This is a genomic window from Paenibacillus sp. CF095 (genome assembly GCF_900101225.1).
In the GTDB taxonomy this organism is placed as follows: Bacteria; Bacillota; Bacilli; order Paenibacillales; family Paenibacillaceae; genus Paenibacillus.
The window spans coordinates 217,628-238,427 of the sequence record NZ_FMZN01000005.1; the positions used below are offsets into that span (position 1 = coordinate 217,628).

General features: G+C 49.2%; 15 protein-coding genes. 11 read left to right on the forward strand and 4 right to left on the reverse strand.

The window, feature by feature from the left end:
- Positions 1-108 precede the first annotated feature (108 nt).
- The 9 genes from BLS69_RS27160 to BLS69_RS27195 all read left to right on the forward strand — a co-directional run bounded on the left by BLS69_RS27160 (position 109) and on the right by BLS69_RS27195 (position 11,695).
- A complete protein-coding gene (locus BLS69_RS27160) occupies positions 109-486 on the forward strand; it encodes a ribbon-helix-helix domain-containing protein (RefSeq protein WP_047840324.1) in 378 nt (125 codons plus the stop codon).
- The gene (locus BLS69_RS27165) at positions 476-1,756 is read left to right on the forward strand and encodes an MFS transporter (RefSeq protein WP_256332437.1); all 1,281 of its coding nucleotides are present in this window, start codon (positions 476-478) and stop codon (positions 1,754-1,756) included. The genes BLS69_RS27160 and BLS69_RS27165 overlap by 11 nt, the downstream gene beginning before the upstream one ends.
- A gap of 186 nt (positions 1,757-1,942) precedes the next feature.
- On the forward strand, positions 1,943-2,080 hold the full coding sequence (locus BLS69_RS32340) for a hypothetical protein (protein WP_161799395.1): 138 nt from the start codon (positions 1,943-1,945) through the stop codon (positions 2,078-2,080).
- Positions 2,081-2,198: 118 nt separating this feature from the next.
- On the forward strand, positions 2,199-4,943 hold the full coding sequence (locus tag BLS69_RS27170) for a lanthionine synthetase LanC family protein (RefSeq protein WP_091038245.1): 2,745 nt from the start codon (positions 2,199-2,201) through the stop codon (positions 4,941-4,943).
- Complete coding sequence (locus tag BLS69_RS27175) at positions 4,921-5,721, forward strand: hypothetical protein (RefSeq protein WP_091038247.1); 801 nt, start codon at positions 4,921-4,923, stop codon at positions 5,719-5,721. The genes BLS69_RS27170 and BLS69_RS27175 overlap by 23 nt, the downstream gene beginning before the upstream one ends.
- Complete coding sequence (locus tag BLS69_RS27180; RefSeq protein ID WP_091038249.1) at positions 5,718-7,184, forward strand: tetratricopeptide repeat protein; 1,467 nt, start codon at positions 5,718-5,720, stop codon at positions 7,182-7,184. The genes BLS69_RS27175 and BLS69_RS27180 overlap by 4 nt, the downstream gene beginning before the upstream one ends.
- A complete protein-coding gene (locus BLS69_RS27185) occupies positions 7,166-8,920 on the forward strand; it encodes an alpha/beta hydrolase family protein (protein ID WP_091038250.1) in 1,755 nt (584 codons plus the stop codon). The genes BLS69_RS27180 and BLS69_RS27185 overlap by 19 nt, the downstream gene beginning before the upstream one ends.
- A gap of 261 nt (positions 8,921-9,181) precedes the next feature.
- The gene (locus tag BLS69_RS27190) at positions 9,182-9,814 is read left to right on the forward strand and encodes an NAD(P)-dependent oxidoreductase (RefSeq protein WP_091038252.1); all 633 of its coding nucleotides are present in this window, start codon (positions 9,182-9,184) and stop codon (positions 9,812-9,814) included.
- 201 nt (positions 9,815-10,015) lie between these two features.
- Positions 10,016-11,695 carry an NAD(P)H-hydrate dehydratase gene (locus tag BLS69_RS27195; protein WP_091038254.1) on the forward strand — a complete coding sequence of 560 codons (1,680 nt, stop codon included), beginning with the start codon at positions 10,016-10,018 and terminating at the stop codon, positions 11,693-11,695.
- Positions 11,696-12,570: 875 nt separating this feature from the next.
- Here the strand turns inward: BLS69_RS27195 and BLS69_RS27200 are convergent.
- The 4 genes from BLS69_RS27200 to BLS69_RS27215 all read right to left on the reverse strand — a co-directional run bounded on the left by BLS69_RS27200 (position 12,571) and on the right by BLS69_RS27215 (position 18,265).
- Positions 12,571-14,223: a methyl-accepting chemotaxis protein gene (locus BLS69_RS27200; RefSeq protein WP_091038255.1), complete on the reverse strand. Its 1,653-nt coding sequence runs from the start codon at positions 14,221-14,223 to the stop codon at positions 12,571-12,573.
- Between the two features lie 26 nt (positions 14,224-14,249).
- Positions 14,250-15,263: a BMP family lipoprotein gene (locus tag BLS69_RS27205; RefSeq protein WP_091038257.1), complete on the reverse strand. Its 1,014-nt coding sequence runs from the start codon at positions 15,261-15,263 to the stop codon at positions 14,250-14,252.
- Positions 15,264-15,630: 367 nt separating this feature from the next.
- Positions 15,631-17,241 carry a gamma-glutamyltransferase family protein gene (locus BLS69_RS27210; protein WP_091038376.1) on the reverse strand — a complete coding sequence of 537 codons (1,611 nt, stop codon included), beginning with the start codon at positions 17,239-17,241 and terminating at the stop codon, positions 15,631-15,633.
- Between the two features lie 124 nt (positions 17,242-17,365).
- Positions 17,366-18,265, reverse strand: coding sequence for a glucose 1-dehydrogenase (locus BLS69_RS27215; protein WP_036607429.1), 900 nt, complete (start codon positions 18,263-18,265; stop codon positions 17,366-17,368).
- Between the two features lie 155 nt (positions 18,266-18,420).
- Between BLS69_RS27215 and fosB the strand changes: the two genes are divergently transcribed.
- Both fosB and BLS69_RS27225 read left to right on the forward strand, forming a co-directional pair.
- Positions 18,421-18,840 carry a metallothiol transferase FosB gene (fosB, locus tag BLS69_RS27220; protein ID WP_091038258.1) on the forward strand — a complete coding sequence of 140 codons (420 nt, stop codon included), beginning with the start codon at positions 18,421-18,423 and terminating at the stop codon, positions 18,838-18,840.
- A gap of 141 nt (positions 18,841-18,981) precedes the next feature.
- The gene (locus tag BLS69_RS27225; protein WP_091038261.1) at positions 18,982-20,793 is read left to right on the forward strand and encodes a S9 family peptidase; all 1,812 of its coding nucleotides are present in this window, start codon (positions 18,982-18,984) and stop codon (positions 20,791-20,793) included.
- Positions 20,794-20,800: the final 7 nt, after the last annotated feature.

A 20,800-nucleotide genomic window follows, 5' to 3' on the forward strand; every position in this document is an offset into this window, starting at 1 on the left:
TTTTTGCTTTACAACCAATTATTTACAGGTATAATGTAATTTAAAACCAATTTACGATTTACAAATTACGATATACGCGTGTACTCGTGAAGAATGGAGGAATTAAATATGTACAATGACCAGAAAGCTCAGTTTAACCAGATGGTGGAACGATCTGTGGAGCAGGCGAACAAAAATCTTTCGGGAGCCAAGGGAGTTGTTTCCGTTCGATTAAGTCAGGAAGAGATTGATATCATAGATCAGCTTGTATTTCTTGAATTAGCGAAAAACCGTTCTGATGCGACTGCAATGTTGATTAGGGAAGGCATACGAACCCATCAGACCTTATTGAACGAGATACGCGAGTATACGGCTGAACTGGAACGGGTAAAAGCCAAGATACAACAGACCATTCGAGATTCAGGTTTGGTTACGCGTCTGCATCGTATTAGTGATGATGAATCTGTTACGTACGAGGGAGAGGTGCGTGAAAAAGATGAAAAATGAAATTCGCGGCGACAGCTATCGAGCGGTTTTGCGCCTTCCTTCTTTTGTTGTGCTTCTTGTTGGTAGATTGGTTTCTGGCGCAGGTCAGATTTTATTTTCTATGGCGACGATGTGGTATATCCTCCAATTAACAGAGTCGGCACTCGCTGCGGCACTGATTCCGATGCTGCCGTACTTGATCTATGCATTTTTGGGCATTCCCCTGGCAACGATCAGTGATCGCCTGCCCAAAAAGCAACTTTTGATCTGGACAGATATATTGCGTGCAGGCATAGCCTGCATATTGGCGCTTTTGTTCATGACAGGATCCATGCTTCCGTGGCATATTTACGCAGCCAATCTGCTCATTGCAATCCTTGGTTTTTTGTTCAATCCGGCAACCCAGACAGTCATCCCCGCTATTTTGCCAGAACCTACAAAACAATTAGCTCCAGCCAATGCACTACTGAACTCTTCCTCCAAAACGATTGAATTGCTTGGATACGCCTTGGGGGGGATATTGATCGCGCTCATCTCCGTTCAGTCCATCCTGTTCATCTATGCCGTTACATTTCTGCTATCCGCCATATCCATTTTCTTTATCCGCATCCCTGTAACCAAAGTAGTGAAACAAAAAGGAGTCTCTGGTTTTGTTAAAGATAGCATGCAGGGAATTACATTCCTGTTTTCCCGTAAAATTTTGGCCTGTTGCATTATCTTTGGAGCTATTATCAATTTTGCGGGGGCGCCACTGCACATTTTCACGCCGATTTTTGCCAATATGGTGCTGCAAGCCGGACCACAAGGCTACGGTCTGCTTCAGTCAGCCTTTGCCGCTGGCAGTATTGCAGGTTCTCTGCTCAGTGGTAAATATGCCAAACGACTCTCGCTCGCTCACTGGTTTTTGATCAGTTATCTCATCTCAGGTACAAGTCTGCTGTTCATGCCGATGTTTCCTAACCTGTATATCGCGATTGCATGTTCATTTTTGTTGATGATGGGACTAGCTCTTGTGAATGTACCATTGGTTACTTCCATTCTTTTATCCACCCCGGAAGAAAAGAGAGGACGTGTCATGAACAGTATGGGTGTTTTGATGAGTGGCATTAGTAATCCGCTTGGGCTGTTGCTGGGAGGGTGGTTCATTGAAACGTACAACCCTTCATGGGTGTACATGGGGATTGGTACATTTGTTATTTGTATGGGCATGGCAAGCCTATTTGTCCGACCTTTCCGTGAAGAACGTAGCAAGCGTACCCAGCGTACCCGGCAACAAACGACCTCGATGTAGTCTGGAATCTGATGTCATATTGCACCTCTTTTTAGTCTGAGGAAACAAGTAATTTGACATGATCAGGCGAAATAAATGGATTAAGTAAATAATTTATGTAAAATAATTCAATTAAAAAGAAGGAATATCAAATTTTATGTAGAATTTGGTTTATAAGAGGGGGAGACAAATGGGAGGTAATATATCATGGAAAACAAGGAAATTTTATCTGTACAGGATTTGATGGCACTAGAGGTTGAAGAGGATAACAACATGTTTGAGGAAACAAGCTTGTGTACAGTGTGCAGCTGGACTAGCTCACAAACAATCGTTGTTGAGAGCTAGGAACTTCTTTACACGCTCTATTCACTGAATCATTTGAAAGATAAGTCTTTGATTTTCGCGCATTACTAAAATAATTGTACCTCCCCCTCTTACTTTATTCAAAAAGGAGTGATTCTCATTGAAATTCGCAAGCGTAACCCCCAAGAAGGACGCCTTTGAGAACGCTTTGGAACATATAATCCGGGAACTTCCCCAATCCATCCAATGGTCGAATGACGGCCATTGGATTTGTTTTAGACCGGAAGAATTAAGGCTTCCCGCACAGGGCTGGAAAATTCATCTGTCTGTTATCCCTGTGGAAGGAGCTGAATTGCTGCGACGCATTGCACCTGTTCTCACAGAAAATGATGTGCAATGGAAAGTAGTGAGCAGCGGTCTGAAACTGATTGAAACATCTAACGGTTCCATACCTCTCCCTCAGACTGGGAAGTGTGTCACCATCTATGCACGAGACGAAGAGCAATTCTTGAAGTTACTTGAGCTAATGCATTCATGTACAAGCGATCTGAAAGGACCAGCTATTCCGACAGATCGGGCATACCTAGGTAGCCAGTGTGTATTTTATCGTTATGGTGCATTCACTGATCGTTTCTACTATGACCGGTACTCGGGTGCAAAAGTGTATGCCATCCAGAATCCAGAAGGCATGCTGGAGGAGGATCGAAGAACACCTGGCAGGTATAAACCGGAGTGGGTGAATGAACCTGAGGAGTTACTGCGGATTCAAGCTATGGAGAAGAACCAGGCTGCTTCTCGTCACTCCGATTCCAATAACAATGAGTTTGGTATACGAAATATTCGTGTGAGACGTGTTCTCAAGAAGTCCGGCAAGGGAGGAGTATTTCTCATCTCTGGTACATCCTATGAACAGGCTGTCATGAAAGAAGCGGTTTACCGCATGCGTGTAGACGGTGGTGGGCGCTCTGCTCATAACTATTTGGACAATGAATATCGCGTGCTTGATCTGATGAAGGATACGGGGGTTACCCCAAGGCCGCTTGATCTGTTTAGTACTGAAAATAACCGCTATCTGATCCTGGAGTATTTTGAAAGCATCAGCTTGCGTGAATATATCCATCGCAGACATGTAGCCGCAGATTACAACCGGGCGGATATGCATCGGATGGGTATACATATTCTCAATATGGTGCAGCAATGTCACGATAAAGGAATTGTGATCAATGATCTGACGCCCAACAATATTGTTGTACTGACGGACGGAAGTGTACGCCTGATTGATCTTGAACTGGCTTATGTCAGAAGTGATGAGAGTCAGGCTGATCCATTGACTGGTCATACTCCGGGCTATGTACCACGGGGACGTGAGCACAGCAGGCGATCCAGTTATGCGGATGATCTGTATGCACTGGGAGGTGTCTTCTATTACATGGCTTCATCCATCGACCCCTATCTGAAATATCGGCAATCCCATCTGGAAGCTGCACAGGCTTATCTGAATCATCAGAGTATTACACAGCTTCGTGGCTTGGGAAGTCTGGGCATCGAGATCATGTCTGGCGGATATGTGGAGTTATCAGAAATTCGTGAAATACTGGTTGCATTGCTGGAGCAGCAAGAGGTCAATTCAGGAGGAAGCATGGATGTAATAGAGAAAAATGAATGCAATATGGAGCCAGAAGAAGTACTCCGTCAGGCCGAGCGTATGGTAAACACATTGTATACTTCTCTTGATTTTAATAGCCCCTTGCAACTGTTCCCGGAAAACAGCATGAGCAAGATGTTTCATCCGGCGAATTTCAACTTTGGCTGGACAGGGATGATCTTTGGTTTTAATCAGCTTGGTCAGATTACACAAAACAGACAATACCATCAATATGCACGTGAAGTATTGGAATGGATTTTGACGAATTACCCTTACGTTCCAGATGAGACACCTGTAGCATTATACTTTGGATATGGCGCTGTTCCCTGGGCAATGGCAGAGACGGCTGAACGAATAAATGATCCATCGTTGCTTCGACGTGCAGAGGATCTGGCATTGGAAATCACCCGGCATGAGCCGGTACAGACCAATATTAGTCATGGAGCAGCGGGGTTGGGATTGATGCTGCTTGAGATATACCGTATTGGTGGCCGTCCTGAACTACTGGCAAGAGCAGAGGCACTGGGTGTTTATATTTTGGAACAAGAAGAGCAGACAGATGAATCATTGAGTTTGTGGAAAGTGAAAGATAAATCGGACAAAAAAGGCCATTATTCCCTTGGATTTTCTCATGGCATCGCAGGTATCGGATATTATCTGCTTGCCTTGGCGGAGCGTACAGGAAAGGAAGCGTACTATTCTGCTGTGAAGCGAATTGTAGATACACTTGATCGTACGAGTCATGGAGGACAGAATGGCGTGAGCCTGTGGCCTGCATCCCCCGAAAAACCGGATACACTCTGGGTACATTGGTGTAATGGATCGGCGGGTATTGGGCGATTTTTGATGGCAGCGGCTGATATTTTGCAAGATCCCCTCTGTACCAGACTTGGACTTCAAGCAGCAGATGCAGTGGCACAGTCAACGGTATTTGCTTCTTTTGGGCAGTGTCACGGAATTGCAGGCAATGGAGATTTTCTGCTCTTGGCTAACCGCAAGTTCCCAGGCAGATATGAAACCAAACTAGCTGAGTATACACAGAGCTTGTATGTATTGCGAAGTGATCCACAGGAAGACATATGGATGTGGCCTCTGGAGGACATGGAGTCCTTCTCCCCGGATTATATGACCGGTTATATGGGGATCTATACATTCCTGCTACGCCGGTTTTATCCGTCTGTTGCATCCGAACCACTGGTTTATTCAGGTTTCGATTATAACAGGGAGGGGAAAGCGTATGATGCTAACATCCATATCTGATATCCTGCCGCAATGCCAGCACGAATCGGGGAAGACCGGGGATCGCTATTATGCAGTTGAACCTGGAAATGAGGATACCCTATCTTCGTTCATGATGATTGATCAGGGTGAGGGGCAGTACACATTGGATTTATGGAGTGAAGCACATTCCAATCCTTATTGGGGAGATCGGATGTCATCCGTTTTGGATAAAATCACATGGTCCTCTCTATATGCAACTGCTCCTGCCTCATTTCCGTGGGAGAAGCTTGGATACCGGGCGGATGTTCTTGCCCATCGGTATCGATTTTTCGGCAAGTTGAGGGACGTTCCCGTGCCGGCTATGCCTAATGAAGACGCGGTTTGGATGTCTGCGGAGGGGCAGGCGGATTCCCTTGCACACTTGCTCCAGGCCAGTGATCCTACCTGTCCAGGTTGGGAAGCTGCTCGTCAAGCTATCGGAGATATTTATCAAGGGGTATATGGCAAGTTGCTGAAAGGTTCCGGGCTTGTGGAACTGGAGGGAAGTAAGATTGGGGGCTGCCTGTTAAGCGATGAGTTTGGGAGTGTACTCCTTGCTCATATATTCACAATACCAGAAGCGAAACGTCAAGGATGGGCCCGATGGCTTGCTGCATATGGTCTCCATCGGTGCAGTTCAGATCCGGATCAGCGAATTAAAGCTTCACTTGATGCAAACAACCGGGGCAGTTATCAATTGATGACGGCGCTGAATTTACAACAGGTGCCTGAACTTATACACGTATGCCGAATCACGAAAGAGAGTGAACTTTCATGATGCCTGTCTCACTGGAAAGTACGGATTATCATGATCTGAGAAGTAAATGGTTTCGTGTGAGTCATGAACCTGGATTGTTTGTTGTTGAAGGGACATCAGATGTGGTGAAGCATGAAATTCACAAACTGAGAACGCATTGGCAGGATAAGGTTATACAAATTGCGGTTGGTGATCCGTATGCTACTCTCCCGCTGATCTATCAACTAAATCCATTTCAGCCAATAGATGATCTTGTGGCATGTAAAAATGCGTTATTGAGATTCCAAAGATCAGGGTGGACGCCTGGTAATCGGAAATGGGTTCTGGTTGAAGTATCTTCCTACCTTCACCCTGCGGATCTGGGAGCCATCCACTATATCCTGTATCGACAGAAACTAAGGGGAGTAAGTGTAGTGCTTTTTTTTCATCGCTATCCAACCATGGCGAATAATCCTGAGGATATACCCAGACTTCCGGTATCTATTGTCAGGGATACGCCCGATCAGACCCGACGTTTGTTGGAAGAACAGCTACAAATGGTAAGCAAGGATAATGGAAAGGAAAAAGAGGCAGCGTTGGCGCTCTACAATAGGCTGGCCTGGGTTTTGTTGTCCAAATCGGCTGATCCGGCCCGTTACAGGTCCTGTTTTCATTTTTTCGACCATAATTCTTTATTTCAACGGTTGTCGGCGACACAGCAGGCAGTACTCTGGTTTGAGTTGGGTCAGCTGTTGACCAAAAACGGGAAGCAGTATACCGAAGCACGACACTGTTATTCGAAAGCTCGGGAAATCATTGACCATGAAGAACTAACTGAAACGTATCGTACTGGGAAATGGGCTGCGCTTGATAATGGTGAGGCATTAATTGAGATGCAGGAGGGCAATGTAGAACGCGCAATTATGCTGGAGCAACAGGCGGGCCAGCGTATACGCCAGCTTTCTGATGGACCCGATAAGCGAGTTTTTCAGATTCAGACGTTACTAAACATTGCGGGCTTGCAGCTCCGGGCGGGTCTCTATGCAGAGGCAGGTAAGACGTTGCTGGCTGCGGAGAAGTTATGTGTTGATGCGTATGTAGATTGGCTGGGGCATGTACTGCAATTAAAAATGGTATTACATCAACAGCTGGGTGAGCAGGAGCAGGAATATGAACTGTTGATTCAGTTGTTACGTATGAAGACAAACACTATCCATTCCAAACTGCTTGGCCGTGCGGTGGAAATCGCTGGTGCGCTGATTACTCAAGGGTTAGAGGAACGGGCATCCCGAGTGTACCGTCTATTGATGATGGGGCTGCCGGTTGCCAGTCTGCCACAGATCAGATTGATTCGGGAAACATTAGGCAGACTGGGGACCGTTACTCCCCTAGATGCATACACGCAGGACCAGTATATTGATAAACTGGAATCGCAATTGGAGGGATGGGAGCAGTTAAAGTGCTGGAATGAGAGGAGGAAATCCGGTTGGGCTATCCATTCCTGACACGAATGAGTGTGAACAAGGAACGAACGAGTATGCTCTTAGGCTATGATGACAATACATGCGAATGGTGCAGTCTTGATGATACAGGCCGCATGGATAGCCGTCAGAGCCTTTCTGAACATGGGACAGAGTCAGATCAGCACACGCATCATATTCAGTTTATGGGCAGGAACCGTGTTCTGGTGATCACACAGGACAAGTCGGGGAAATGGCTTCATATATACGAGAATGAGAAGCAAGCAATTCTGGTTCAGAGCCTATTTGTGAAGTTTCCATTTCCTGTGATGCAGGCCGCTTGGCAAGAGGGGCAGTTAATTCTGCTATTTTCCATTAGACGTTCAGGAGCTGTCCGTATAGGTCTTTACGATCCCGAGAAGGATGAGGCGCGATGGGTTACTCCTGATCTGGACAACCCGCAATTTGTATTCTGGTCTGCATCAACACGAGAGGTTGGTGTAAACGTTGGTGGATTCGGAAGAGTGTACTCATATTCCAAAGATATCCTTCCATCATCCGAAATACCCTACACGGAGTATGCCTACCCTGTGATGGATAAGCAGGGGGATCTGATAGCCGTTTCTATTCCTGTGGAAGATGGCTTCCAGCCGGGATGGATCAGGCAGGGAGAGGATCGGGTGCATGAATGTTCAACGGATAGCCAACCCTTCTCTGAAATGATTAGAATGCAACTCGATCTACATCAACAGCTAGTCCTCTGCGAAGGGATAACCTGCGGCAGGTGGCAATATGTTCAATATACATTGGACAGAGAGAAGAGGTATGAGCTGTATGATTATCCGGGAATCTTGACACAGGCTGTACTCAGCAGGGACAGGCAGGGCTTGATCGGAAAATATGAATCTATCGTAAGTCCTCCGGTGCCGGGGATATACCGGTTTTTGGAACAAACGCGTACGATTACCCGTTTCCCGGTTGAGCGAGATGAGAGAATTGGCAAGCATCCTGACGAGGAACCCGATGTAATCTATGGATGGGTTCGTTATGGACATGAGATGATTCCGTACATGGACATACACCCGGAGGGCGCAGAACACGTGGTCATCTATCTTCATGGCGGACCTCATAATTGCCTGTTTGACAGCTTTAGTCCGGTCATCAGCGGATTATATCAGGCAGGAGTGCGGGTTATCGGGCTGAACTATCCCGGTAGTTCAGGGTTCGGCATGGATTACAGGATGCGCATTCAGAACGATTGGGGCGGCGTGGATGCAGATGTCATCCAGTTCATGCGGGAGCAGATGTTATCTTCCTATTCACACGTATCTCTCTATGGGGTGAGCTATGGGGCTTATCTGGCATTGCTGGTAGCAGGTAAAAGTCCGGCGTTATGGAGTACTGTGGTTGCCTGTGCACCCTTTACGGATCTGGAAGGACTGTACGCAGGCGGAGGAACGAAGCTGAGGTCATTCTTGGAAACTGAAATCGGTGAGCTTTTGCATGATCAATCTGCCCTGCGGGATAGAAGCCCAACAGCTTATGTATCCGGGCTCAGTGAGGTGAATATTCAGCTCATTCACGGTCAGTCTGATCAACTGTGTCCCGTAGAACAGACGGAGAGGTTATATCTGGACATCATGAAAAACAAGCAGATGTCTGGAGCTGTAGGCAGGATTGAGCTTCATATTGTACAGGATATGGCGCATGAGGCTTATTCGGAGCGAATCTGGGCGCAGAAGGCTGTTGATTTTCTAACCTATAGTAGAGTATCCACGTAGAAAAATACGTGATGTTGAAGCCGCAAATGCGGCTTTTTTGGCGATGTTTAAGGTAATGATATGGAAAGGAAAGCAGTTGGGGAAGTATTGTTCGTGGTCTGGTGCATAGTTTGAGAGGTTAAGCGGATGAACATTAACGTTTACAAGATGTCTCATCCGGTTTAAGATGGCGTGAGCCGTTTAAGGTATATAACAATAGGATTAAGTATTAAAATAACGGTAAGTTGATGAGAAGATATCTACAGAAAAGAGGGAATTTATATGAAAGTAGCCATTTTTGGAGCAACCGGAGCGATTGGTAAGACAATACTGTGGGAGCTGATGGATCGTGGGCATGAAGTGACAGCGGTGGTGCGTGACCCGTCCAAAATTGAGATGGTGCATGAGCGTTTGCGTGTAGAACAGGGAGATCTGCTTAACCCGGATCAGGTGGCTGATTTTGCAGCGGGTCAGGAAGCGGTTGTGAGTGCATATGGACCGAAGTTTGGTGGTGAAGAAGAGATGCTGGAAGTGACACGTTCGTTAATCGAGGGTGTGCGCCGGGCAAAAGCAGGACGTCTGGTTGTAGTTGGTGGAGCGGGAAGTTTGCTGACCGATTCCGGAGAGATGCTGATGGATACGCCGGGATTCCCGGAAGAAGTTAAGCCACTTGCGAAAGCCCATGCAGAAGCATATGACCTGATTGAAGCGTCAGGTATTCACTGGACCTACATGAGCCCTGCTGCAACAATCACAACAGGACGTCGGACTGGCCAGTTCCGAGTTGGTATGACCCGTGTGATTACAGATGATATCGGGGAAAGCTCAATTTCCGTTGGCGATTTTGCAGCGGCTTTGGTGGACGAACTGGACGATCCGCAGTTTATTCAGGCACGATTTACAGTAGGTTACTAAGCGTAGACAGGCTTTGGAATGGATAATTTAATCTGAAGGTCTCGTACACGGAATCGATAGAGTTTCCGATGATGTATCGATTGGATTGTGGTAACTGGATGGGGTAAGGGAATATAGTGATACACTTACAGAACACAGCGTTTAGGTGCGAAGTTGTTGCTTTTAGGTTTGAGATGAGCTTGTCACGGGGAGGGATGAACATTGTTTATCGTAACCGCTGAACAGATGAGAGCTGTGGACGAGCATACCATTCATCAGCTCGGTATTCCGGCAGCTAGTCTAATGGAGAATGCAGGCCGTGCCATAGCCGAGGAAGTCATCAAGCTGTGCCGGGAAGGGCAGGCAGAAGGCCGGCTTGTGGATTCAGGGCAGCTTGGCTATAGCAGCAAGACAGGTGTGAGGCGGGCACACACCGGGCCCGGTGATCGGCAAGGTTATGGTGGCGACATCATCGCCGATCCGGCGCTGGTGATGGAGCGTCCAGGAGATCAGCAGTGGTACATGCTGATCGGCAAGGGCAATAATGGCGGCGATGGACTGGTGGCCGCGCGCCATTTGGTTGAAGCAGGGCTTGGCGTGACATTGGTCTACGCCGATGCCCCTGAGGCACTGCGTGGCGAAGCTGCAGTGCAACGGGATGCCGCTGCTCAGCTCGGCATCCCTGCTCTTGTCCACGTGCGCGAAGCCGTGGACTTCAGCCGGTGCACAGGCATCGTGGATGCGCTGCTGGGCACCGGGTCGCGGGGAGCGCCGCGGGGGGCTTACGCGGCGCTGATTGAGGCGGCGAACGACAGCGGCAAGCCGGTCGTGTCTGCCGATGTGCCAAGCGGGCTGGACGCCGACACCGGAGAGGTGCACAAGCCCTGCATTCAAGCCCGGGTGACCGTATGTCTCGCGCTGCTTAAGCGCGGGCTGGTGCAGTACCCGGGCGCTTCTGCCGCGGGGCGCATTGTGGTGCGCGCCATCGGCATTCCCGCGCGGCTTGCGCCAGAGCATGGCCCCTCGGTCCGTCTGCTGACGGACGAGGTGCTGCGCGGTGCGCTGCGCGTGGATACAGGCCGCCGCCGGGCACCGGACGGTCACAAGGGCACCTACGGCCACGTACTGCTGGCCGCAGGAAGTCTGCCGATGAGCGGCGCTGGCCTGCTCTCGGCCAAAGCCGCGCTGCGCGCAGGTTGCGGGCTTGCCACATGGGCGCTGCCCGCGGCACTGCTGCCGCATGTCATCGGCACCGTGCCCGAACTCATGCTCGCTGCCGCCGCCGATGGCGACAGCGGCGAATGGAACGCGGCTTCCGCGGGCGTCGTGCTGCGTCTCGCGGAGAGCCGCGACGTGCTCGCGACCGGCCCGGGCCTCGGCCGCTTCAAAGGCGACACAGACTGGCTGCGCTGTCTGTGGCAACAAACGGATCGTCCGCTCGTCATCGACGCGGACGCCCTCAACATGCTGGCAGACGCTGGCCCACATGGGCCTCGCGACTGGGGCCAGCGAAGTGCGGCGACAATCCTGACGCCGCACCCTGGCGAAATGGGTCGACTGCTGGGCATGTCGACCCAAGAGGTGCAGCGTGACCGCATTGGACACGCTGCAAAATACGCCCGCGAGCAGGGCGTGACCCTTGTGCTCAAAGGAGCACGAACGGTCATCGCAACGCCATCCGGCGAGGCGTACATCAACACCACCGGGCACGCCGGCATGGCGACTGGCGGTGCCGGGGACGTATTGACCGGCATCATCGCCGGTCTGCTCGCCCAAGGGCTCAGCGCGGAGCAAGCCGCCACGTTCGGCGTATATCTCCACGGACAGGCCGCCGAACGAGCAGCCCTGCTGCGCGGTGACCCGTCGTCCCTGCTGGCCGGAGACATCATCGAAGCATTGTGAGGATGGGACAGGTATGGGACAAGCTCGCGGTTTTGGGTTACTGCCTATGCCGATTCATTTTCAAACTGCAAGTAATCCAACGAACCAAAGAACCAGCGCAACAGCGCATCAAAAGTAGATGAGTGCACGTTGATCATTGTCCATTATTCAATGATCAGTACTCAATGCCTAATGCCCAATGCCCTAACGAACCTGATTCACCTTATACCGCGCTTTACATCGAGGGTCAAAAGCTAACGAATCTCATCCACGTTATTTCTGCGTATTTCAGAGAAAACACTGAAAAACCAGGCTAAATTAGGGAATAGAGTGCCTGAGATTCGTTAGATTTAATAATCTGCAATTAATGGCCCAATAAGGTTTGCACGGTTCGTTAAACTTTGGATCTGAAACGCTGATGCCTTGTATCTATATAAGTTGAACTAAAAGAATATTTACACTAGACACTCTGTTGACAGAACAACCTTCCGATCGCTGTGATCCCCAGTTTTTTCTTTTATAAATTAGGAAATCCGGGGATAGCGTATGCTTCCGAAGCAGCTTTCTTTCAGAAAGCTTGTAGCTCCGCTTCTTCAGGTTTTTTCTGTCCTCTCCGTTTTTTGTATATGTTTAGTTCAATTTATATACTTTCATATCTTTGAAACGAATTAATTTTTTAGATGAAACGACAACGATCAGTTACTGAAAAGGGGAGCCCTGTCATGATTCATGACGGAGGCTCCCCTTTATTTGTTTGTTTGTATGCTCACGCTGCCTGATCCTGGCTCGGATCTAACCTGCCTATAATCTGCCTGAAATTTGCATCTAACCTGCATCTAATCTGCATCTAAACTACATCCGGCCTACGTCCGTCCCGAATTCTCCCGGCATCCTGCTTATAGCCGGAATCGCAGCAGTTCCTGATGCATCTCCGCACTGATATCACGCAATGACTTCACTTTGATACTTGCATCAGCGAAGGAACGTTGTTGTTCCGACGTGGAGGCGGTAATCTCTTCACTGCTGGCAGCCGACTGCTCGGTGATAGCACTGATATTTTCGATGGCCTGTTGCACCTGTGTACTGAGTTCATTGGAGTGTTGCATGTCCTCAGCAAGCTGGTGGATACCCGTACTAATACGCTCCACACTTTCACGAATGGCAGAGAAGGATTCACGAGTCTGGCTGGTAGCTTGTTCCTGTTCGCCGAATAACTGCATGCTCTGTGCTACCGAGTTCTTCACCTTGTCCATGGAAGCCGTGATCTCGCCCACAGCCGCGTAGATATGTTTCACCGATTGCGCAGATTGTTCGGCGAGTTTGTTCACCTCGCCCGCAACAACAGTGAAGCCACGTCCGGCTTCTCCAGCGCGAGCAGCTTCAATAGAGGCATTTAACGAGAGCATGGTCGTTTGTTTGGCAATCTCCGATACATATGCCGTCATCGTAGTGATTCGAACCGCGCTTTCTTCCAGTTCCCGCACCGTTTCTTCCACCTCGGACATCGCCATGCGATTCACTTCGGCCAGGCGGAGTTGCTCTGCTACAGCCTTATTACCTTCCTCAACGGTAGTTAATACTTCACGACCATCGATCACCGATTGGGAAGTGGCCTCCAGATTGCTATTGAAAGTAGACTGCATTTTGTCCACAACCATCACCGTCTCACTTAGATCCTCGGCAATCTTTTGACTGCCAATCGAGAGTTCCTCCGTGGTGCGGGATACTTGCTGCACGATCGCTTGGGCTGTATCATTACCGCGGTCAATATCTTGCGCCATCCGATCGACACGATGACCCGCTTCACCAATGGATTGAATAATGCCGCGGATATTATGAGTCATGATACCGAAGGAGCGACTCAGGTCATCGAGTTCATCTTTGCCCCGAGCTTCCGGTAATTGTCCGGTCAGGTCACCGTCCGCAATTTGTCCCGCGGCGTCTTTGAGCGTACGAATACGCCGGGCGATTTGGCGTGAAGTATACATATTAAACAGCATTACGGCGACGAGCAATACGATGGCTCCTACCAGAGCGGCTTGCCATGTTTGCTGAATGTCATGTTCCAAATCGACGGTGTATTGATCATAACGATCCCGAGTCATCTCATCTAACGAATAGATATCATTCTGTATGCCCCGAACCCGAGTGCTGTAACGTTTTGCTTCCGCACTGTTCATTGCACTCATCGCTTCAGTGGCTCCCTGGTTGAGAGCTTGTAATTTTGTCTCGATGGACTGTATTAGTTGTAACTGCTGATCGGTTTCAAGCAATCCGTCCGTGAGCTCCTGAATCATCGTTTGGCCTTCATCCAGCAAGCGGAGTACTGCGTCCTGATTTCCTGCTGTCATGGAGAACGAATAGACATCCAATGCCTGCTGGGTCTGAATCTGATTGGCATTCAGTTCACTAACCTTGAGCATGGCTGGTACCAGATTTTGATTTTTGGCATTCATACCGAGCAGTTGCATGATGATATAAGCGACCAGCACAAGGCTTAAAAGTAGTGAAATTAGAGCATTAAGTATCAGTTTTCCCTGTAGTTTCATGTGCGTACCTCCTTGTATCCGATGGGTTATTGATCAAGCTTAATTTTGATTTGACCGGAAGAGATCTTTGCCTTCAGATCTTCGAAGGTTTGCTGTTGTTCATCACTGAGCGTGATATTATGTAGAGCAGTCAGACCCACGGCGTTCTCCGCCAGCCCCTCCACGATTTCCTTTTGAGGGAAGGTATGATTGTTTTGGACAAACGTGTTAACGGCATTATAGATAGAGACATCCACATTTTTCAGCATGGACGTAAGAATGGCTTTTTCCGCCAAAAAGAATTGATCGGTATCTACACCGATGGCGTATTTCCCTAATTTCTGAATCTCCGTCAGTGCGCCCACACCTGTGAGACCGGCAGCCACATAGATCACGTCAGCGCCCTTTTCCTGAATCATCTGTGCAGCCAGTTGTTCACCGAGCTCGGCATTACCGAAGTCCCCTGCGTAGATAGCATCAACGGTTGCATCCGGCTTGACAGCCAGAACACCTTGTTTAAAACCCTGCTCGAAATTACGAAGGACCGGTATCTCCATTCCACCAAGGAAGCCGACATGATCTTCCTTTGAAGCCATAGCGGCAATAACACCTGCCAGATAACTCCCTTCTTCGGCCCGGAATGAAATGGAGGCGATGTTAGGCAGTTCGGACTGACTGTCAATCATGAGGAACTGTTGGTTAGGATATTTGGCTACAACTTTCTCCATATCCGCTTGAACTGTATCACTTAGGCCGATAATCAGATCGAATTTGGCTTCTGAAAACTCCTCAAATGCAGCTTCGGCAGTTAAATTGTCGCCCGGTTCACGATAGTCAAAGACAATGCTTTTCTCATTTCTGGCTTGAACCAGCCCATCAAAAGCAGCATCATTAAAAGAACGGTCACCCAGACCCACTTCCGTAAGCACGATCCCAACCTTTGTTCTTGTGTCTGTTGCCGTTGTTGTATTATTGGCTGAACATGCCCCCAGGATCAGTACCGTCAGGATCATCATTAGGGTGAGACCTAGACCTGCGCGTCTGTTCTTGTTTGTTTTCATGTGTGTTACCCTCATTTCTGTAGTCGCATTTTTCTTTTTTTGCATGGTTCCTTAGCTCCAGGGAATGACGTGTACATGATGACACGTATGGTGAGGATTTCCCTTTATCTATATCGGCAGAAAGGCACTGTGATTTATGGTATGTAGTGAAAATTTACGAAAAAATAAATATTTTTCATGAATTATACAGTATTTTTACATTTCTCTGGTTAAAAGGGTACATAAATATCTACAGTATGTTGTTTGCTGATGTTATAAGTCCAAAAAAGGCACAAGAGAGATGAAATGGATCATCTCTCTTGTGCCATAGAATAGCACCCTATACGGATGATAAGGTGATCATCCTATGATAAAAATTACGCGAGTTTTACCAAGCCGCAATCGAGCCATCCGCTCGGGTTTCCGTACCCCCGCATAATACGCCATTGTCCGGGTTGCGCCAGATGATCTGACCGCGTCCAAACTGAGATGGATCAAGCGCCACTTGAATATCATGTCCTTTGCGGGCGAGTGCCTGTGCAATGTGCTGCGGGAAACCCGGTTCCACGAGAATTGTTTTGCCTTTTGTCCACTGCCAGCGTGGAGAATCTAAGGCGGCCTGTGGGTTCAGATGATGATCGATCGTATTCATGACCACCTGTACATGACCCTGCGGCTGCATGAAACCACCCATGACACCGAATGGCCCGACCGCTTCGCTCCCGCGGGTGAGGAACCCCGGAATGATCGTGTGATACGTCCGTTTACCCGGCTCCAGGGCGTTTGCATGATTCGGGTCCAGTGAGAAATTATGTCCGCGGTTTTGCAGAGCAATGCCTGTCCCCGGAACAACAAGTCCGGACCCAAAGCCCATGTAGTTACTTTGGATAAAGGAGACCATGTTGCCTTCACCATCCGCTGTAGCCAGATAAACCGTTCCGCTTGCTCGTGGAACACCTACTTCGGGTGCACGTGCGGTAACACCAATGAGTTTGCGCCGTTCTTCCGCGTAGGCCTCGGACAGCAGTTCCTCCACCGTCACACCCATTTTGCGTTCTTCAGTAATATATTTCTCCCCGTCGGCAAATGCCAGCTTCATAGATTCAAGTTGCCGATGATATGCCAGAACGGATTCTTTCTCGTCAAAATCATATCCCTTCAGGAGATTAAGCGCCGCCAGAGCAATCAGTCCTTGTCCATTCGGCGGAATCTCCCACACATCGTATCCGCGATAGGAGACGGAGATGGGATCAACCCACTCGGGCTGGAATGCCGCCAGATCATCTTTGGTCAGATAACCACCGTGTTCTGCCATAAAGGAATGAATGCGCTCTGCCAGTTCTCCTTCGTAAAAGTCTCGCGCTTCGCTCTCGCCAATCTGGCGCAAAGTCGCCGCATGATCCGGCGATCGCCACATCTCTCCAGCTGCGGGAACACGCCCGCCTGGAGCAAATGTCTCAAACCACGCACGCCCTGCCTCCGCATCACCCTGGCGTGCATAAATCTCGGCTGCCCTTGCCCAGTGGCGGGCCAGCCCAGGCGCAAGCGGGTAACCTTCCTCCGCATAGCGGATGGCCGGTTCCAGCGCTTCCGCCAGCGTGAGCCGCCCAAAACGGCGGCTCAGCTCAGCCCAGCCCGCCGGTGCGCCAGGCACCGTCACCGGAACAACCCCAAGCTTCGGCATCTCCGTATAGCCTGCCGCTTGAAGCGCCTCAATGGATATGCCCTGAGGCGCAGGGCCGCTGGCATTCAGGCCATGCAGTTTGCCCTCGGTCCAGACGAGGGCAAAAGCATCGCCTCCAATGCCATTAGACGTAGGCTCCAGCACGGTGAGTGCTGCCGCAGTTGCAATGGCGGCATCAATGGCGTTGCCGCCTTTTTTCAAAACATCCAGACCGGCTTGTGCAGCCAGTGGCTGAGACGTGGCGACCATGCCTTGCTTGGCATACACAGGCACGCGGTAAGAGGGGTACGGTTGGTAGAGTGGGTCGAAGTTCATCAGGTTGTTCAGCTCCTTGTCGCTAGATGTCAGGCTCCGGCATAACCGGATCATACTCCTAACCCTCTTCGCAACTGGACACCCGATATCCTGCCACACCTGCCAAATCCAACCTGACATCAGCCTAAGTCGTTACCATATCGCCGCCATTTACATGAATGCATTCACCTGTGACGTAGGATGAATCGCGGGAAGCGAGATAAACGTAGGCTGCCGCCAGTTCGTAAGGCTGACCAGCTCGACCCATGGGTGTATCTGTTCCAAATACCTGTACATCCTCAGCGGAGAAACTGGCAGGGATGAGCGGTGTCCAGATGGGTCCCGGGGCGACGGAATTCACACGGATTCCCTGTGCAGCGAGTGATTGGGCGAGTACACGAGTCAGCGATACGACGGCTCCTTTGGTAGAAGAGTAGTCGATCAGTTGGGTATTGCCTTTATATGCTGTAATGGAAGCCGTATTGATAATGGAGGCACCTCTGCACAGATGGGGGAGAGCGGCCTGAATCAGAAAGAAATAAGCGAACACATTGGTCTGAAAGGTGTGATACAGCTGTTCTTCTGTAATATCAACGATGCTGGGCTGTACATACTGTACGCCATGATTGTTGACCAGAATATCGATCTTCCCGTAGGTTTCCATGGTTGTGCGAATAACGGCTTCACAGTTTTTCTTTAAGCGGAGATCAATCTCGATTAAGAGACAGCGCTGTCCCAGCTCTTCGATCCGTTCACGAGTCCTTTCGGCATCTGTCCGTTCATATAGATAAGCAATGACGATATCCGCACCTTCCTTGGCAAAAGCGATGGCGGCCGCCCGGCCGATTCCACTGTCACCACCCGTAATAATGGCAACTTTACCTTGGAGTTTGCAGCTGCCGATATAGGCAGGATCTTCACTGATCGGTTCAGGCACCATCAGGGTTTCCAGACCAGGTTGCTGGTCCTGATGCTGGGGTGGAAATGCCAGCTTTTGCTCCTTGCATACCGTTTTCTCACCATAAAAAGGATAGACAGGATTCATTCGCTTTACATCCTCCTCGAACGTTCATTGATACGGATAACCTATGCATTCGCCCAGAAGAAGGTGCGGGAGGAAGCAGCAGAGCGGTTGTTTTTTGCACAGAATATACCATAATAAGGATAGATCCTTAAATTGATGGAGGTGTCAGGAGCCACATGAATATTCAAGGAATTAATCATTTGTGCTTTTCCGTATCCAATCTGGAGCGGGCCATTACCTTTTATGAGCAGGCTCTCGGTGCCCGAATTCAGGTGAAAGGACGCAAACTGGCTTATTTTGAGCTTGCCGGTCTGTGGATTGCCCTGAATCAGGAGGATGTTATTCGCAACTATACGGAACGAACCTATACCCATATTGCATTTACCGTTACAGAAGAGGAGTTCGACGCGTCTGTGCAGCAGCTGCGAGCAGCGGGGGCTGACATTCTTCCCGGAAGGCCAAGAGATCCGCGGGATGCATTATCTGTATATTTTACCGATCCGGATGGTCATCTGTTCGAACTGCATACAGGTACGATGAAGCAAAGGCTGGATTATTATCGCGAAGACAAAGCTCATATGACCTTTTATACGTGAGTTTCATGTACAAATCGAGAAAATCTGGAATTATAACTCACATATCTATTGTCTAAACATTGGCATTACCTATAATATGGACAAATGGTACCTTAATTTACCAATGTTAAATTCGTTGGTTCCATTCCAAGGAGGTTTGTCATGATTCAGTTCCCTAAACCGGATGTTGAGCAATATTTTCAGACGTACCGTATTTCGCATTTTGCCGTATCGGCAGACGAGAAACGTTTGTTCATGGACAGCAATCTGAACGGTCAGCCGAATATTTGGGCGATGGATTTGCCTGGAGGATACCCGTATCCTTTAACGTACTTGAATCAGAGCAGTCAATTTATCAAAGCAGACCCGCAAGGACGTCATCTTCTTACCGCATTTGATCGAGATGGAGATGAGAACTATCATCTGTATGCACTTCCACCCGAGGGTGGCGTTCCACTGCCTGTGGTTTCGGCAGAACCAAATGATCGCTGTTATTTCTCTGAGTTGTCCGAGGATGGACAGCGTCTCTATTATGTCACCAGCGCGGGTAATCCAAATTATCTGAATTCACGCCGCATCGATCTGGAGACAGGGGAAGATGAACTGTTATACAGTGGAGAAGAGGTTACGAGCAGCCTGTTTGCTGTAAGCCCTGACGAGAAAAGTTTTGTTATTTTAAAGATGTACTCCAATACGTATCAGACGGCGCATCTGTATCGTAATAATGAAGAAATGGAGATTCTGCCAGCTTCAGAACGTCATAGTCAGGTATCTGATCTGATTTTTGCAGATGACAATCGTCTTCTGTTCATTACCAATGATGACTCCGCATACGCCTATGTGGCTGAATACCGTATCGATACCCGCGAATTCCGTTTATTGTGCAGAATCGAAGGGGAAGATGTGGAGTTCATCCGCTGGCATCAGGCTTCCGAGACCTTATATTTCTGGACACTCACAGGGCCGGAGAATCGTATGTACGTATTGGGCAAAAACGCCGATGAGCCTCGGCGCATAGAGATGCCGCTGGATACGATAGAACAGGTGAACGTTACGAAGGCTGGCAATGTATATATCCTCGGACGTGGAGCGATCCAACCGCATAACATTTATCGCAAAATCGCAGGTTCTGAGTCCTGGGAGCCGCTGACTGCCAATCGGGTAACCGGACTGGACCCAAGTGATCTCGTGTACCCTGACGTTATTCGGTATAACTCCTACGACGGACTGGAGATCGAAGCTCTCTTGTTCAAAGCAAAGCCAGAGCAGGCCAATGGCTACACCGTATTTTGGCCTCATGGTGGGCCGCAAGCATCCGAAGCGAAGTTTTTTCGGCCGATGTTCCAGATGATGCTCGCTCAGGGCTATCATGTCTTTGCACCGAATTTCCGGGGCAGTACCGGATATGGTGCGGAATTCGTCAAAATGGTTGAGCGTGATTGGGGTGAGGGTCCAAGGCTGGACTGTGTTTCCGGGATCAACTGGTTGTTTGATCAGGGAATTACATCGCCAGAGCGGTTGTTTGTGGTAGGTGGAAGTTACGGGGGATATATGACCCTGTTATTGGCAGGTCGCCATCCGGAGCTGTTCCGGGCTGCGGTCGATATTTTTGGGCCAAGTAACCTGTTCACATTCCTGGAATCCGTACCGGAAGACTGGAAGCCGATGATGGATAACTGGCTGGGTGACCCGGTCCGTGACCGCGAACGTTTAACGAAGGATTCACCCATTACGTATCTCGATCAGATGGTTAACCCCATGCTGGTCATTCAGGGTGCCAATGATCCAAGGGTCGTGAAGGCCGAATCTGATCAGATTGTGGCTGCGCTCCAGTCCAAGGGAGTTGATGTGGAATACATCGTTCTGGATGATGAGGGTCATGGCTTCTCCAGAAAAACAAACGAGATTCTCGTGTACCGCCGGATGCTGGAGTTTTTGCAGAAACATCAGGAGTCACCCGTCGCACAAGCTTAGTTGAGAG

What these genes read in the sequence shown, in the direction of transcription:
- BLS69_RS27225 (WP_091038261.1), top strand. Translation starts at nt 18,982, where the DNA reads ATGATTCAGTTCCCTAAACCGGATGTTGAGCAATATTTTCAGACGTAC.
- BLS69_RS27215 (WP_036607429.1), bottom strand. Translation starts at nt 18,265, where the DNA reads ATGAATCCTGTCTATCCTTTTTATGGTGAGAAAACGGTATGCAAGGAG.
- BLS69_RS27205 (WP_091038257.1), bottom strand. Translation starts at nt 15,263, where the DNA reads ATGAAAACAAACAAGAACAGACGCGCAGGTCTAGGTCTCACCCTAATG.
- BLS69_RS27165 (WP_256332437.1), top strand. Translation starts at nt 476, where the DNA reads ATGAAAAATGAAATTCGCGGCGACAGCTATCGAGCGGTTTTGCGCCTT.
- BLS69_RS27180 (WP_091038249.1), top strand. Translation starts at nt 5,718, where the DNA reads ATGATGCCTGTCTCACTGGAAAGTACGGATTATCATGATCTGAGAAGT.
- fosB (WP_091038258.1), top strand. Translation starts at nt 18,421, where the DNA reads ATGAATATTCAAGGAATTAATCATTTGTGCTTTTCCGTATCCAATCTG.
- BLS69_RS27210 (WP_091038376.1), bottom strand. Translation starts at nt 17,241, where the DNA reads ATGAACTTCGACCCACTCTACCAACCGTACCCCTCTTACCGCGTGCCT.
- BLS69_RS32340 (WP_161799395.1), top strand. Translation starts at nt 1,943, where the DNA reads ATGGAAAACAAGGAAATTTTATCTGTACAGGATTTGATGGCACTAGAG.
- BLS69_RS27190 (WP_091038252.1), top strand. Translation starts at nt 9,182, where the DNA reads ATGAAAGTAGCCATTTTTGGAGCAACCGGAGCGATTGGTAAGACAATA.
- BLS69_RS27175 (WP_091038247.1), top strand. Translation starts at nt 4,921, where the DNA reads ATGATGCTAACATCCATATCTGATATCCTGCCGCAATGCCAGCACGAA.
- BLS69_RS27200 (WP_091038255.1), bottom strand. Translation starts at nt 14,223, where the DNA reads ATGAAACTACAGGGAAAACTGATACTTAATGCTCTAATTTCACTACTT.
- BLS69_RS27160 (WP_047840324.1), top strand. Translation starts at nt 109, where the DNA reads ATGTACAATGACCAGAAAGCTCAGTTTAACCAGATGGTGGAACGATCT.